At 74.3% G+C, this 14937-nt stretch carries 10 protein-coding genes; 9 read left to right on the forward strand and 1 reads right to left on the reverse strand.

Annotated elements, in window-relative coordinates:
* Positions 1-12 precede the first annotated feature (12 nt).
* A complete protein-coding gene (locus ACFYO9_RS21695) occupies positions 13-2739 on the forward strand; it encodes an FAD-binding and (Fe-S)-binding domain-containing protein (protein ID WP_358778741.1) in 2727 nt (908 codons plus the stop codon).
* Positions 2740-3186: 447 nt separating this feature from the next.
* Here ACFYO9_RS21695 and ACFYO9_RS21700 read toward each other — a convergent pair whose 3' ends face one another.
* The gene (locus tag ACFYO9_RS21700) at positions 3187-4065 is read right to left on the reverse strand and encodes a LysR family transcriptional regulator (protein ID WP_358778716.1); all 879 of its coding nucleotides are present in this window, start codon (positions 4063-4065) and stop codon (positions 3187-3189) included.
* 218 nt (positions 4066-4283) lie between these two features.
* Between ACFYO9_RS21700 and ACFYO9_RS21705 the strand changes: the two genes are divergently transcribed.
* The 8 genes from ACFYO9_RS21705 (at position 4284) to ACFYO9_RS21740 (ending at position 14005) form a co-directional block, all read left to right on the forward strand.
* A complete protein-coding gene (locus tag ACFYO9_RS21705; protein WP_358778715.1) occupies positions 4284-5333 on the forward strand; it encodes an EamA family transporter in 1050 nt (349 codons plus the stop codon).
* A gap of 76 nt (positions 5334-5409) precedes the next feature.
* Positions 5410-6219 (forward strand): TIGR03084 family metal-binding protein, encoded by an 810-nt coding sequence (locus tag ACFYO9_RS21710; protein WP_358778714.1) that lies wholly within the window; start codon positions 5410-5412, stop codon positions 6217-6219.
* A gap of 26 nt (positions 6220-6245) precedes the next feature.
* The gene (locus ACFYO9_RS21715; protein WP_358778740.1) at positions 6246-7985 is read left to right on the forward strand and encodes an acyclic terpene utilization AtuA family protein; all 1740 of its coding nucleotides are present in this window, start codon (positions 6246-6248) and stop codon (positions 7983-7985) included.
* The gene (locus ACFYO9_RS21720) at positions 7982-9595 is read left to right on the forward strand and encodes a carboxyl transferase domain-containing protein (protein ID WP_355807875.1); all 1614 of its coding nucleotides are present in this window, start codon (positions 7982-7984) and stop codon (positions 9593-9595) included. Before ACFYO9_RS21715 ends, ACFYO9_RS21720 begins: the two co-directional genes overlap by 4 nt.
* Before the next feature lie 11 nt (positions 9596-9606).
* Complete coding sequence (locus ACFYO9_RS21725) at positions 9607-11481, forward strand: biotin carboxylase N-terminal domain-containing protein (RefSeq protein WP_355807873.1); 1875 nt, start codon at positions 9607-9609, stop codon at positions 11479-11481.
* Entirely contained in the window at positions 11478-12662 is a 1185-nt protein-coding gene (locus ACFYO9_RS21730) for an acyl-CoA dehydrogenase family protein (RefSeq protein ID WP_355807871.1), read from the forward strand. Before ACFYO9_RS21725 ends, ACFYO9_RS21730 begins: the two co-directional genes overlap by 4 nt.
* A gap of 15 nt (positions 12663-12677) precedes the next feature.
* Complete coding sequence (locus ACFYO9_RS21735) at positions 12678-13412, forward strand: enoyl-CoA hydratase family protein (protein WP_355807870.1); 735 nt, start codon at positions 12678-12680, stop codon at positions 13410-13412.
* Complete coding sequence (locus ACFYO9_RS21740) at positions 13400-14005, forward strand: TetR/AcrR family transcriptional regulator (RefSeq protein ID WP_355807868.1); 606 nt, start codon at positions 13400-13402, stop codon at positions 14003-14005. Before ACFYO9_RS21735 ends, ACFYO9_RS21740 begins: the two co-directional genes overlap by 13 nt.
* Positions 14006-14937: the final 932 nt, after the last annotated feature.

Raw genomic sequence — 14937 nt, forward strand, 5'->3', positions numbered from 1 at the left:
GCCCTGCACACCATGGACGCCTCCAACTACCGCCGGATCCCCGCCGCGGTGGTCGCCCCGCGCGACGCGGACGACGTGGCGGCGGCCCTCGCGGTCTGCCGGGAGCACGACGTGCCGCTCGTGCCGCGCGGCGCCGGCACCTCGATCGCCGGGCAGGCCACCGGCACCGGCGTCGTCCTCGACTGCACCCGGCACCTGAACCGCATCGTGTCCCTCGACCCCGAGGCGCGCACGGCCGTCGTCCAGCCGGGCGTCGTCCTCGACGACCTGCGCGCGGCCGCCGCCCCGCACGGCCTCACTTTCGGCCCCGACCCCTCCACCCACAGCCGCTGCACCCTCGGCGGAATGATCGGCAACAACTCCTGCGGCTCGCACTCGGTGGCCTGGGGCACGACCGCCGACAACGTCGACTCCCTCACCGTGACGGACGGCCGGGGCACGCCCCGCCGCCTCGCCCGTGGCTGGGACGGCGCCCCCGACGGCCTGCGGGCGCTGGTCGACGCCGACCTGGCGCTGCTGCGCACCGGCTTCCCCCACCTCCCGCGCCGCATCTCCGGCTACGCGCTCGACGCGCTGCTCCCCGAGCGCGGCCCGGACCTCGCCCGCGCCTTCTGCGGCTCCGAGGGCACCCTAGGCGTCCTCACCGAAGCCGTCGTACGCCTCGTCGAGGCGCCCCGCGCCCGCGCGCTCGCCGTGCTCGGGTACGCCGACGAGAGCGCGGCGGCCGAGACCGCGGCCGCACTGCTCCCGTACGGGCCGCTGACCGTCGAGGGCATGGCGGCCGACCTGGTCAAGGGCGCGAACGGGCTGCCCAGGGGCGGCGCCTGGCTCTTCGTCGAGACCGGCGGCGCGAGCCGGGACGAGGCCCGCGCGCACGCCGGCACGCTGGTGCGGGCCGCCGCGGGGGAGACGGTGGACGCGCTGGTCGTGGACGACCCGGCGGGTCAGCGGGCGCTGTGGCGGGTGCGCGAGGACGCCAGCGGTACGGCGACCCGGATGCCGGACGGCTCGGAGGCCTGGCCCGGCTGGGAGGACTGCGCGGTGCCGCCGGCCCGACTGGGCGGCTACCTCAGGGACTTCAGGGCGCTGCTCGCCGAGCACGGTCTGCGGGGCACCCCGTACGGGCACTTCGGGGACGGCTGCATCCACGTCCGCATCGACTTCGACCTGCTCACCGGGGACGGCATCGCCCGCTTCCGCCGCTTCTCCGAGGAGCTCGCCGACGTCGTCGTCGCGCACGGCGGCTCCCTCTCCGGTGAGCACGGTGACGGGCAGGCCCGCGCGGAACTCCTGCCGAAGATGTACGGGACCGAACTCGTCGGCCTCTTCGAGCGCGTGAAGGACCTCTGGGACCCGGCGGGCCTGCTCAACCCGGGCATGCTGGTACGGCCCGCCCCGCTCGACGCGAACCTGCGCTTCACCCCGCTGCCGCGTGAGCCGGTCGACGTCGCCTTCGGCTATCCGCATGACGGCGGCGACTTCTCGGCGGCGGTACGCAGATGTGTGGGCGTCGCCAAGTGCCGTACCGCCACGCCCGCTTCACCCACCGCCGTGATGTGCCCGTCCTTCCGCGTCACCGGCGAGGAGGCGCACTCCACGCGGGGGCGGGCCCGGCTGCTGCACGAGATGCTCGCGGGCGAGGTGGTCACGGACGGCTGGCGCTCCACGGAGGTCAAGGACGCGCTCGACCTCTGCCTCTCCTGCAAGGGCTGCCGCTCGGACTGCCCGGTGGGCGTCGACATGGCCACGTACAAGGCGGAGTTCCTGCACCACCACTACCGGGGCCGTCGCAGGCCGGCCGCGCACTACGCCATGGGGTGGCTGCCGCGCTGGCTGCGGGCGGTGGCGGCGACGCGCACGGCACGCCTCGTGAACACCCTCGCCCGGGTCGGCCCGTTGGCCGCACTCGGCAAGCGGGTCGGGGGGATCGCCCCGGAGCGGGCGGTCCCTGAGGTGGCGCCGCGCACGTTCCGCCGGTGGTGGCGCGGCAGGCCGCGCGCCGGGGGCCCGGGCGCCGGGAGCCCGCCCGATGTCGTGCTCTGGCCCGACACCTTCACGGACCACCTCTCGCCGTCGGTGGGCCGGGCCGCGGTGGCGGTCCTGGAGGCCGCCGGACTCACGGTGACGGTGCCGCGGGGCCGGGTGTGCTGCGGCCTGACGTACGTATCGACGGGCCAACTCGACCGAGCCCGTACGGCCCTGCGCACCACCCTGGACCGCATGGAACCGCTCCTGGACGCCGGTACGCCGGTCGTCGTCCTGGAGCCGAGCTGCGCCGCGACCCTGCGTTCGGACCTGGCGGAACTCCTCGGCGACGACCCGCGCGCGGCCCGCCTCGCGACCTCCGTCCGCACCTTCGCCCAGGCCCTGGAGGAACTGGCCCCCGACTGGCAGCCGCCACGCATCGACCGCCCCGCGACCGGCCAGACCCACTGCCACCAGCACGCGGTACTGGGCGACGCGGCGGAGCGCAGGTTGCGCGAAAAGGCGGGCCTGGAAGGCGAGTTGGCGGGCGGCTGCTGCGGCTTGGCGGGCAATTTCGGCTTCGAACGCGGCCACTACGAGGTGTCGAAGGCCTGCGCGGAGGAACAACTGCTGCCGTCGGTGAGGGCGGCGTCCACCGAGAACACGGTAATCCTGGCCGACGGCTTCTCCTGCCGCACGCAGCTGACGCAGATGGCCGGAGTACGGGGCCGCCATTTGGCGGAGGTGCTGGCGGAGGGGTTGGGACGGGGGTGAGGGGGCGGCGGGGGCCGCGCGGGGAACGTTGAGGCGGCCCACCCAGGGGCGCGGGGAACTGCGCAATGCCCCGGTTCCGGGGGTTGCGCGGGGGGCGTTGAGGTGGCTCATTGAGGGGCGCGGGGAACTGCGCAACACCCCGGTTCCGGGGGCCGTGTGGGGGACGTTGAGGTGGCTCATTCAGGGGCGCGGGGAACTGCGCAATGCCCCGGTTCCGGGGGTTGCGCGGGGGGCGTTGAGGTGGCTCATTCAGGGGCGCGGGGAACTGCGCAATCCCCCGGTTCCGGGGGCCGGGCGGGGAACGTTGAGGCGGCCCACCCAGGGGCGCGGGGAACTGCGCAAACCCCCGGCTCCAGAGCCCCGCGGGGAACGTCCAGGCGGCCCACCCAGGGGCGCGGTGAACGGCGCAAACCGCCCCCGCTCCCGAGCCGGCCGGGAGGCGGCCCGTCACGTGCCGCCCGTGTCCGCCAGGACCTCATGGGCCAGCACCACCAACGCCCCCACCGCCGGGTGCCGCGCGGCACCATCGCGCCAGGCCAGAACCACCGGCAGGGGCGGCGCGTCGATGAGGGGACGGTAGGCGACCGCGGGGTGCGGGTGCATCCCGGGGGTCGCCGTCGTCGTGACGCCCACCGCGCGATCCGCCGCGATCGCGGCCAGCCAGTCGTCGGTGTTGGCGACAGTGATCGTGGACGTGGGCCGCACGTCCGCGGGCCACAGCTCCAGCGTGGTCGTACCGGAGACCGCGTTGAGCGCGATGGTGTGCGGCGCCAGATCCGCGAGCCGCAGGGTCGTACGTTCCGCGAGCGGGCCATCCCCCGGAACCGCCGCCACCCGGCGCTCGACGTGCAGAAGCTCGGTGACCAGGCCCGGCACGTCCACCGGCCCGCGCAGCAGCGCCACGTCGACCGCGCCGCGGGCCAGCCCGGCGGTGCGGTCGTCGATGCGCAGGAGCTCCAGCGGTACGTCGGGGTGCGCCGCGCGCCACCGGCGCAGCAGCGGCGTGGTGGCGGGACCCGCCGCCGCCCACGCGTGCCCGAGCCGCAGCGGCCGCCGCACCGAGCGCCCCGCGTCCAGCGCGTCCTCGAACGCGGCGACGGCGACCGCCGCCCGGTCCCGGAAGGCATGCCCCGCCGCGGTGAGCGTGAGGTGGTGCGTGGAGCGGTCGACGAGCCGCGTGCCGAGCGCGTCCTCCAGGGCGGCGAGGGTGCGGGACGCGGCGGGCTGGGTGATGCGCAGCCGCGCGGCGGCCCGGGTGACGCTGCCTTCCTCGGCGACGGCGAGGAAGCAGCGCAGGTGGCGCAGTTCGACGGGCGGATCAGTCATGTCCGTGGAGCATAACGACAGCACAATCGGCATTTCACAAGCCGTGCCGAGCGCCGTAGCTTCGATATGTGGACGTGGGTTGCGTACAGCAGTCAACGGGCCCCACAATCCTGTCTTAGTGCACTGTCGTGAACGGTGCAGTCCAGGAAACTGAACCCTGAACCCCGGCCCCCCGGGGAACCCGGGAAGTGCGGACCGCACACCAGAAAGGCTCGCCCGTGAACGTCTCCCGCAGCGACCAGGCAGCGCCCGCCGCAACGCCCGGCGCATCGCCCGCCGCAGCACCCGCGGCAGCGGCCGAGGGCGGGCTGCGCGGCCGGCTGGGTCACCTCGGACCCGTCGGGCTCGTCCTCGCGGGCGGGATCTCCGTCCAGTTCGGCGGCGCCGTCGCCGTGAGCGTGATGCCGCGGGTCGGCGCGATCGGCATCGTCACGCTGCGCCTCGTCTTCGCCGCGCTCGTGCTGCTCGTCGTGTGCCGCCCCAAGGTCCGCGGCCACTCGCGCGCCGACTGGGGCACGGTCGTCGCGTTCGGCGTCGCCATGGCCGGCATGAACGGCCTCTTCTACCAGGCCGTCGCCCGTATCCCCATGGGCCCCGCGGTCACGCTCGAAGTCCTCGGCCCGCTCGCGCTCTCCGTCCTCGCCTCGCGCCGCGCGATGAACCTGGTCTGGGCCGGGCTCGCCCTCGGCGGCGTCTTCCTGCTCGGCGGCGGGGGCGGCCTCGACGGCCTGGATCCGGCCGGTATCGCCTACGCCCTCGGCGCGGGCGCGATGTGGGCGACGTACATCCTCTTCAGCGCCCGCACCGGACGCCGCTTCCCGCAGGCCGACGGTCTGGCCCTCGCGATGGCGGTCGCGGCGGTGCTGTTCCTGCCGCTCGGGATCGTCGAGACCGGCTCGCGGCTGGTCCGGCCGGACGCGCTGGCGCTGGGCGCGGCCGTCGCGGTGATGTCGTCCGTGCTGCCGTACACCCTCGAACTCCTCGCGCTGCGGCGGCTGCCCGCGCACACCTTCGCCATCCTGATGAGCCTGGAACCGGCCATCGCGTCCGTCGCCGGGTTCCTCGTCCTGAGCCAGGCCCTGTCCGTCACGGAGGCCCTCGCCATCGCCCTGGTCATCGCGGCGAGCATGGGCGCGGTGCGGACGCAGGTGGGCCGGCGCGGGGCGAAGGGGGCGGGGGCGGTGGCGGCGGGGCCTGCGGCCGGGGTGGACGTCGGCGCACGGGCGGAGACCCGCCAGGAACCCCTCCCGGAGCCGTCCGAAAAGTAATGCAAGCACGCTTGATTGTTTCTACGAGCGCTGCCATGCTCCCAGGCACATCGCCCTGCCCCGAGGGGAGCGTTCCGTGCCCGATGCCCTGTCCGTGCTCGACGATCTGCGCGGCGAGAGCGAGGAACTCGACCGCCTCGTAGCGGAGTTGAGCCGGGAGCGCTGGTCCCTCGCGACCCCCGCGCCCGGCTGGACCGTCGCCCACCAGATCGCGCATCTGGCCTGGACCGACCGGGCGGCCGTGCTCGCCGCCACCGACCCGGACGCCTTCGCCGTCGAGGTCGAGAAGGCGGCCGCCGCCCCTGGCTCGTTCGTGGACGAGGGCGCCGAGGAGGGCGCCGCGCTGCCGCCCGCCGAGCTGCTCGCACACTGGCGCACAGGCCGCGAGGAACTGTCGCGGATCCTGCGCGAGGCACCCGCCGGCACCCGCCTTCCCTGGTACGGGCCGCCGATGGCCGTGCCGTCCATGGCGAGCGCACGGCTCATGGAGACCTGGGCGCACGGCCAGGACGTCGCCGACGCGCTCGGCGTGCGGCGGGCCGCGACCGACCGGCTCCGGCACGTGGCGCGGATCGGGGTGCGCACCCGTGACTTCTCCTTCGCGGTACGGGGGCTGAGCGCGCCCGGCGAGGAGTTCCGGGTCGAGCTGACCGCGCCGGAGTCGGGGGAGGTGTGGACGTACGGGCCCGAGGGCGCCGCCCAGCGTGTGACCGGGCCCGGACTCGACTTCTGCCTGCTCGTGACGCAGCGCGCCCACCGCGCCGACCTCGCCCTGCGCGCGGAGGGGGCGGACGCGGACCGGTGGCTGGACATCGCCCAGGCGTTCGCGGGCCCACCGGGTGCGGGCCGCGCCCCCGCCCGTACCCCTGAGGGGGACGCCCGGTGACCCCGACGTCCCATGCGACCCCGGCCCTGACCCCGAAAGCGGCCCCGACCCCACCCCCGCGCCCCGCCCCGCCCCTGCGCATCGGCAACGCCTCCGGCTTCTACGGTGACCGGTTCGGCGCCCTGCGCGAGATGCTCACCGGTGGCCCCCTCGACGTCCTCACCGGTGACTATCTCGCCGAGCTGACCCTGCTCATCCTCGGCCGCGACCGGCTCAAGGACCCCGCCCGCGGCTACGCCAAGACCTTCCTGCGCCAGCTGGAGGAGTGCCTCGGGCTCGCCCGCGAGCGGGGCGTGCGCATCGTCGCCAACGCGGGCGGGCTCAACCCGGCCGGACTCGCCGACGCCGTACGGGAGTTGGCCCACCGGCTCGGGCTCGGCGAGGTCCGGGTCGCGCACGTCGAGGGCGACGACCTCGGCGCCCGCTTCCCCGGCGCCCTCACCGCCAACGCCTACCTCGGCGGCGCCGGCATCGCCGCCTGCCTGGAGGCCGGGGCCGACGTCGTCGTCACCGGCCGCGTCACCGACGCCGCCCTGGTCACCGGGCCCGCCGCCGCGCACTTCGGGTGGAGCCCGGCGGAGTACGACAAGCTCGCGGGCGCCGTCGTCGCCGGGCACGTCCTGGAGTGCGGCGCGCAGGCCACCGGCGGCAACTACGCCTTCTTCGCCGAGCACGCGAAGGGCCTGGACGCCCTGCGGCACCCCGGCTTCCCGCTCGCCGAGATCCACGAGGACGGCTCGTCCGTCATCACCAAGCACGACGGCACCGGCGGCTTCGTCGACGTCGGCACCGTCACCGCGCAGCTCCTCTACGAAACCCAAGGCGCCCGGTACCTCGGCCCGGACGTCACCGCCCGCCTCGACACGGTCACCCTCACCCGGGACGGACCCGACCGCGTCCGCGTCGACGGCGTGCGCGGCGAGGCGCCGCCCCCCACCCTCAAGGTGGGCCTCAACCGGCTCGGCGGCTTCCGCAACGAGGTCGTCTTCGTCCTCACCGGCCTCGACATCGACGCCAAGGCCGACCTCGTCCGCGCCCAGCTGGAGGACGCCCTCGACCGCGCCCCGGCCCGCCCCGCCGACGTGCGCTGGGAGCTGGCCCGCACCGACCGCCCCGACGCGCCCACCGAGGAGGGCGCGAGCGCCCTGCTGCGCCTCGTCGTACGGGACGCCGACGCGGACACCGTGGGCCGCACCCTCAGCGGCGCCGCCATCGAGCTCGCCCTCTCCGGCTACCCCGGCTTCCATGTGACGGCACCACCCGGGAAGGGCTCCCCGTACGGGGTCTTCGAGGCGGCGTACGTCGAGCGCGCCGGCGTCGACCACGTCGCCGTCCTGCCCGGCGGCAAACGCGTCGCCGTCCCGCCGGGCGACGACACCCTCGTACCGCAGGACCTCCCGGCACCCCCGCTGCCCGCCCCGCTCCCGCCGGGCCCCACCCGCCGCGCCCCCCTCGGCCTCGTCGCCGGGGCCCGCAGCGGCGACAAGGGCGGCGACGCCAACGTCGGCGTATGGGTGCGCACGGATGACGCGTGGCGCTGGCTCGCCCACGAACTGACCGTCGATCGTTTCCGCCAACTCCTACCGGAGGCGGCGGACTTGACCGTCGTACGCCATGACCTGCCGAACCTGCGCGCCCTGAACTTCGTCGTCGAGGGACTGCTCGGCGAGGGCGTGGCCGCCCAGGCCCGCTTCGACCCGCAGGCCAAGGGCCTCGGCGAGTGGCTGCGCGCCCGCCACCTGGACATACCGGAGGTACTGCTGTGACCGTCCTCGCCTCCACGCTCGACCCCGCGAGCGCCGAGTACGCCGAGCACCGCAGGGCCATGCTGGACCGGCTCGCCGCGCTTGACACCGAGCAGGCCAAGGCGCTCGAAGGGGGCGGCGAGAAGTACGTCCAACGGCACCGCGAGCGCGGCAAGTTGCTCGCCCGCGAGCGGATCGAGCTGCTCCTCGACCCGGACACGGCCTTCCTCGAACTGTCGCCGCTCGCCGCCTGGGGCAGCGACTACCCCGTCGGCGCCTCCATGGTCACCGGCATCGGCGTCGTCGAGGGCGTCGAGTGCCTGATCACCGCCAACGACCCGACCGTACGGGGCGGCGCGTCCAACCCCTGGACGCTGAAGAAGGCGTTCCGCGCCCACGAGATCGGGCACGCCAACCGGCTGCCGTCGATCCACCTGGTGGAGTCGGGCGGCGCGGACCTCCCCTCCCAGAAGGAGATCTTCATCCCGGGCGGCGCCCTCTTCAAGCACCTCACCCGGTCCTCGGCGGCCGGGATCCCCACCATCGCCGTCGTCTTCGGCAACTCCACGGCGGGCGGCGCCTACGTCCCCGGCATGAGCGACCACGTCATCATGGTCAAGGAGCGGGCGAAGGTCTTTCTCGGCGGCCCGCCCCTGGTGAAGATGGCGACCGGCGAGGAGAGCGACGACGAGTCGCTCGGCGGCGCCGAGATGCACGCCCGCACCTCGGGTCTCGCGGACCACCTCGCGCAGGACGAGCGCGACGCGCTCAGGCAGGCCAGGCGGATCGTGAAGCGGCTCAACTGGCGCAAGGCGTACGCCGATCCGGACCCGCTCGCGGTCGAGCCGCCCCGGTACGACGAGGACGAGCTGCTCGGCATCGTCCCCGACGACCTGAAGAAGCCCTTCGACCCGCGCGAGGTCATCGCCCGCGTCGTCGACGGCTCCGACTTCGACGAGTTCAAGCCGCTGTACGGGAGTTCGCTCGTCACCGGGTGGGCCGCCCTGCACGGCTACCCGGTCGGCATCCTCGCCAACGCGCAGGGCGTCCTGTTCAGCGAGGAGTCCCAGAAGGCCGCCCAGTTCATCCAGCTGGCCAACCAGCGCGACATCCCGCTGCTCTTCCTGCACAACACCACCGGCTACATGGTCGGCAAGGAGTACGAGCAGGGCGGCATCATCAAACACGGCGCGATGATGATCAACGCCGTCTCCAACTCGCGGGTGCCGCATCTCAGCGTCCTGATCGGCGCCTCGTACGGCGCCGGGCACTACGGCATGTGCGGGCGCGCCTACGACCCCCGTTTCCTCTTCGCCTGGCCCAGCGCCAAGTCCGCGGTCATGGGCCCGCAGCAGCTCGCGGGCGTCCTGTCGATCGTCGCCCGCGCCTCCGCCGCGGCGAAGGGGCAGCCGTACGATCAGGCCGCTGCCGAGGCGGACGCCGGACTGCGCGCCATGGTCGAGCAGCAGATCGAGTCCGAGTCGCTGCCGATGTTCCTGTCCGGGCGGCTCTACGACGACGGGGTCATCGACCCGCGCGACACCCGCACCGTCCTCGGCCTCTGCCTCTCCGCGATCCACACCGCCCCCTACGAGGGCGCGCGCGGCGGCTTCGGCGTCTTCCGGATGTGAGGAAACCCTTCATGATCAGCTCCATCCTTGTGGCCAACCGCGGCGAGATCGCCTGCCGCGTCTTCCGCACCTGCCGCGAGCTCGGCATCGCCACCGTCGCCGTGTACTCCGACGCCGACGCGGACGCCCTGCACGTGCGCGAGGCCGACACGGCGGTACGGCTGCCGGGTGCGGCGCCCTCCGACACGTATCTGCGCGGCGACCTCGTCGTGAAGGCCGCGCTCGCCGCGGGCGCGGACGCCATCCACCCCGGCTACGGCTTCCTCTCCGAGAACGCCGGCTTCGCGCGCACCGTCCTGGACGCGGGCCTGACCTGGATCGGGCCGCCCCCCGAGGCGATCGAGGCGATGGCGTCCAAGACCCGCGCCAAGGAGCTGATGGGCGTCGAACCGCTCGGTGAGGTCACCGAGGCCGACCTGCCCGTCCTGGTGAAGGCGGCGGCCGGGGGCGGCGGGCGCGGCATGCGTGTCGTACGAGAACTGGCTCTGCTGAACGGCGAGTTGGCGGCCGCGCGGGCCGAGGCGGCGAGCGCCTTCGGGGACGGTGAGGTGTTCGTCGAGCCGTACCTGGAGGCGGGGCGGCACGTCGAGGTGCAGATCATGGCGGACGCGCACGGCACCGTGTGGCCGCTCGGCACCCGCGACTGCTCGCTGCAGCGCCGCCACCAGAAGGTCGTCGAGGAGGCCCCGGCCCCCGGTCTCGCCCCGGAACTCCTCGCCGACCTGCACGCGCAGGCCGTGCGCGCCGCCCGCGTCACCGACTACCGGGGCGCCGGCACCGTCGAGTTCCTGGTGGCCGACGGGCGGGCGCACTTCCTGGAGATGAACACCCGCCTCCAGGTCGAACACCCCGTCACCGAGGCCGTGTTCGGCATCGACCTCGTGGCCCTGCAGATCCGCGTCGCCGAGGGACTCGCCCTCGCGGAGGACCCGCCGGCCGCGCACGGCCACGCCGTCGAGGCCCGCCTCTACGCCGAGGACCCGGCGGCCGGCTGGGCGCCGCAGACCGGCACCCTGCACCGCATCGACGTGCCCGGCGACGTCCGCCTGGACACCGGCTACACCGCGGGCGACACCATCGGCGTGCACTACGACGCGATGCTCGCCAAGGCCGTCGCCCACGCCCCCACCCGCGCCGAAGCCGTGCGGAAACTGGCCGGGGCCCTGGAACGCGCCGCCGTGCACGGCCCGGTCACCAACCGCGAGCTGCTCGTACGCTCCCTGCGCCACCCCGAGTTCACCGCCGCCCGGATGGACACCGGCTTCTACGACCGGCACGCCGCCACGCTCACCGCGCCCGCCCCCGACCCGCACGCCCCGCTGGCCGCCGCGCTCGCCGACGCGCACGGCCGCTCCCGTTTCGGCCTCGGCGGCTGGCGCAACCTGCGCTCCCAGCCCCACCTCAAGCGCTACCGCGCCGAGCCCGACGGCACCGAGCACGAGGTCCGCTACCACCACACCCGGCAGGGACCCGCCGCCGACGGTGTGGCCGTCCTGGAGGTGACGGCGGGGCGCGTGGTGCTGGAGGCCGACGGCGTACGGCGGACGTACACGATCACGCGGTACGCGGACCGCATCCACGTCACCACCCCTCGGGGCGACACCGCCCTCACCCCGCTCCCGCTGCTGCCCGAACCCACCGTCCGCCGCGCGCCCGGCTCGCTGCTCGCCCCGATGCCCGGCACCGTCGTGCGCGTCGCCGAAGGCGTCGCCGAGGGGGCGCCGGTCACGGCCGGGCAGCCCCTCGTCTGGCTGGAGGCCATGAAGATGGAGCACCGCATCAGCGCTCCCGCCTCCGGAACGCTCACCGCCCTGCACGCCGTAACCGGCCGCCAGGTCGAGGTCGGCGCACTGCTCGCCGTCGTACAAGAGGGAGAGTCGTCATGAGCACCGTCCTGAGCACCGTCCTCGAAACCGAAGAGCACCAGGCCCTGCGCTCCGCCGTCGCCGCCCTCGGCCGCCGGTACGGCCGCGACTACCTCGCCCGCGTCGCCGCCGACGGCGGCCACCCCGACGAGCTGTGGGCGGACGCCGCCAAACTCGGCTACCTGGGGGTGAACCTGCCCGAGGAGTACGGCGGAGGGGGCGGTGGCATGGCCGAACTCTCCATCGTCCTAGAGGAGTTGGGCGCGGCTGGCTGCCCCCTGCTCATGATGGTCGTCTCGCCCGCGATCTGCGGCACGGTCATCGCCCGCTTCGGCACGGAGGAGCAGAAGCGGGCCTGGCTGCCCGGCCTCGCCGACGGTTCGCGCACGATGGCCTTCGGGATCACCGAGCCCGACGCGGGCTCCAACTCCCACCGCATCACCACCACCGCCCGCCGCGACCCGGACTCCGACTCCGGCGGCTGGCTGCTGAGCGGCCGCAAGGTCTTCATCTCCGGCGTCGACATCGCCGACGCGACGCTCATCGTCGGCCGTACGTCCGACGCGCGCACCGGCAACCTCAAGCCGTGCCTGTTCATCGTCCCGCGCGACGCGCCGGGCTTCGAGCGGCGGCAGATCGACATGGAACTCCAGGCGGCCGAGAAGCAGTTCGAGCTCGTCCTCGACGACGTACGGCTGCCCGCGGACGCCCTGGTGGGCGACTCGGACGCGGGCCTGCTCCAGCTCTTCGCCGGCCTCAACCCCGAGCGCATCATGACGGCCGCGTTCGCGCTCGGCATGGGCCGGTACGCGCTGTCCCGCGCCGTCGAGTACGCCAAGGAACGCAGCGTGTGGAAGGCCCCGATCGGCGCCCACCAGGCCATCGCGCACCCGCTGGCCCAGTCGCACGTAGAGATCGAACTGGCCCGCCTGATGATGCAGAAGGCCGCCCGCCTCTACGACGAGGGCGACGACATCGGCGCCGGGGAGGCCGCCAACATGGCCAAGCTCGCCGCCGCCGACGCGTGTGTGAAGGCCGTCGACCAGTCCGTGCACACCCTCGGCGGCAACGGCCTGACCAAGGAGTTCGGCCTCGCGTCGCTGATCGTCGCGTCCCGCGTGGCCCGGATCGCCCCCGTCAGCCGGGAGATGATCCTCAACTACGTCTCCCACCAGACGCTCGGCCTGCCCAAGTCCTACTAGCCCGAGGAGCGACCCATGAGCCTCGTCGTCTCCGCACCGGACCGCGGCGTCACCACGGTCACCCTGGACTTCCCCGACCGCCGCAACGCGCTCTCCGCGGAGCTGGTCGGCGCCCTCGCCGAGGTGCTCGACGGCCTCGGCAAGGACCCGGGCACCCGGGCGGTGCTGCTCACCCACACCGGCACGACGTTCTGCTCGGGCGCCGACCTGAAGGCGCCGCCGGACCCGCTCGACTTCGTACGGCTGCTGCGTCAGCTCGTCGAGCTCCCCAAGCCGGTCCTCGCCCGGGTGGACGGGCACGTGCGGGCGGGCGGGCTCGGGCTGCTCGGCGCCTGCGACCTGGCGGTGGCGGGCCCGGCCGCGTCCTTCGCGTTCACCGAGGTGCACATCGGCGTGGCCCCCGCCGTCATCTCCCTGCCCCTGCTGCCCCGCCTCGACCCGAGCGCGGCGTCGCGCTACTACCTCACCGGGGAGCGGTTCGACGCGGCGGAGGCGGCACGGATCGGCCTGATCACGGCGTACGGGCGTGACGTGGACGTGGTCCTCGGGCCGCTGCTCGACGGGGTCAGGGCGGCGGCGCCGGGCGCCCTGGCCGCGACGAAGAAGCTGCTCACGGCTAGGGTGCTCGACGCATTCGAAGACCACTCGGACGCTCTGACCGCCCTGTCCGCCCGCCTCTTCGCCTCCGCGGAGGCGCGCGAGGGCATGACGGCGTTCCTCGAACGACGGGAGCGCCCATGGGTGCTGTGACCGCCGCGGACCGGGGCGTCCCGGACCGCTCGCCCAAGCAGGACCGCAGCCGTGTGACCCGCCAGAAACTCCTGGAGGCCGCGGTGTCCTGCCTCGCCGAACACGGCTGGGCGGGGTCGACGGTCTCGGTGGTCGCCGAGCGGGCGGGTGTCTCGCGGGGCGCGGCGCAGCACCACTTCCCGACGCGGGAGGACCTCTTCACGGCGGCCGTCGAGTACGTCGCCGAGCAACGCTCCACCGCCCTGCGCGCCCTCCCGGCGCAGGACCGCGCCTCGGTGGTCGCGGCCCTGGTCGACCTCTACACGGGCCCGCTGTTCCGCGCGGCGCTCCACCTGTGGGTCGCCGCGTCGAACGAGCCGCAGCTGGGCTCCCGCGTCACGGAACTGGAGTCCCGCGTGGGCCGCGAGACCCACCGCATCGCGGTGGAACTCCTGAACGCGGACGAGTCCCGCCCAGGCGCCCGCGAAACGATCCAGGGCCTCCTGGACATGGCACGCGGCCTGGGCCTGGCGAATCTCCTGACGGATGACGGGGGGAGGCGGGAGCGGGTGGTGGCGCAATGGACGGTACTGGTGGAGGCAGCGCTGGGCTGACGGACCGAGGCCTTCTCTTCGGCACCTCCGGCGGGCCGGCGCCTTCGATTCTGACCGGGGCCGCCCGGGGTTGTGCCGAGTGCGGCGCCTCCGGGCCGGCACACCTTTCGCTGCCGGGTGCGGTCCAAGGGTGGGGCCTGGAGGTCACCCTTTGGTGGGCCGGTGGCGTTGACGGTCACCGGGGCCGCCCGGGGTTTTGCGGAGTGTGGCGGTTCCGGGCCGGCAGTAAAGGGCGCTCCCTGCGGTCGCGTCGGCTTCGCCGATTGCGCTGCGCTCCACCCTTGACTCCCGTCCCTACACCGCGACTTGACCTTCGACCCGGACGGCCAGGGGTGGGGCGGCGGACCTCTCTGCTCGGGTCATCACGTCTCGCTGCCGGGTGCGGCCCGGTCCATCGTGGGCGGAGGCCACGGTGTGGGCTCGGCCCACGGCCAGCCTGGTCGGGTCATCGGCTTCGCGGCCGGGTGCGGCCCGGTCCATCGTGAGTGGGTGCCACGGTGTGGGCGCGGCCAGCCGCCCGGTATCGCTGCTCGCGCCATCACCTTCGTGGCCGGGCGCGGGCTGGCCCATCGTGGGCGCAGCCAGGGTCTGCGCCCTGCCAGCCGCCCGGCCACGCTGCTCGGGCCATCACCTCTCGCCGCCGAGTGCGGACCGGTCCATCGTGGGCGGGGGCTCCGGTGCGCGCTCGGCCAGCCCGGCGGTGTCCCCGCTCCGGTCATCACCTTTCATCGCCGGGTGCGCTCCGGCACATCGTCGGCCGAGGTCAACTTAGATGTGCTGCCCGGGGGCAGGGGACCGCCGTCCCGGCGGCTGTCACCTACTTTGGGAAAGTTGCGAATGAATATGCCGCACGCTCCTCTGCCACACCTCAAGCGCCCCCGGAACCGTTCCATCCGCCGAAGGGAATGGGGCGGGTGGGTCCTCTGCGGGCC

Origin of the sequence: Streptomyces sp. NPDC005863, assembly GCF_042871345.1 — a bacterium.
Classification (GTDB): Bacteria; Actinomycetota; Actinomycetes; order Streptomycetales; family Streptomycetaceae; genus Streptomyces.

Bases quoted from the DNA above. Each gene is read 5' to 3' on its own strand.
- ACFYO9_RS21695 (WP_358778741.1), top strand. From the start codon at position 13: ATGGACGCCTCCAACTACCGCCGGATCCCCGCCGCGGTGGTCGCCCCG.
- ACFYO9_RS21700 (WP_358778716.1), bottom strand. From the start codon at position 4,065: ATGACTGATCCGCCCGTCGAACTGCGCCACCTGCGCTGCTTCCTCGCC.
- ACFYO9_RS21725 (WP_355807873.1), top strand. From the start codon at position 9,607: ATGATCAGCTCCATCCTTGTGGCCAACCGCGGCGAGATCGCCTGCCGC.
- ACFYO9_RS21730 (WP_355807871.1), top strand. From the start codon at position 11,478: ATGAGCACCGTCCTGAGCACCGTCCTCGAAACCGAAGAGCACCAGGCC.
- ACFYO9_RS21735 (WP_355807870.1), top strand. From the start codon at position 12,678: ATGAGCCTCGTCGTCTCCGCACCGGACCGCGGCGTCACCACGGTCACC.
- ACFYO9_RS21740 (WP_355807868.1), top strand. From the start codon at position 13,400: ATGGGTGCTGTGACCGCCGCGGACCGGGGCGTCCCGGACCGCTCGCCC.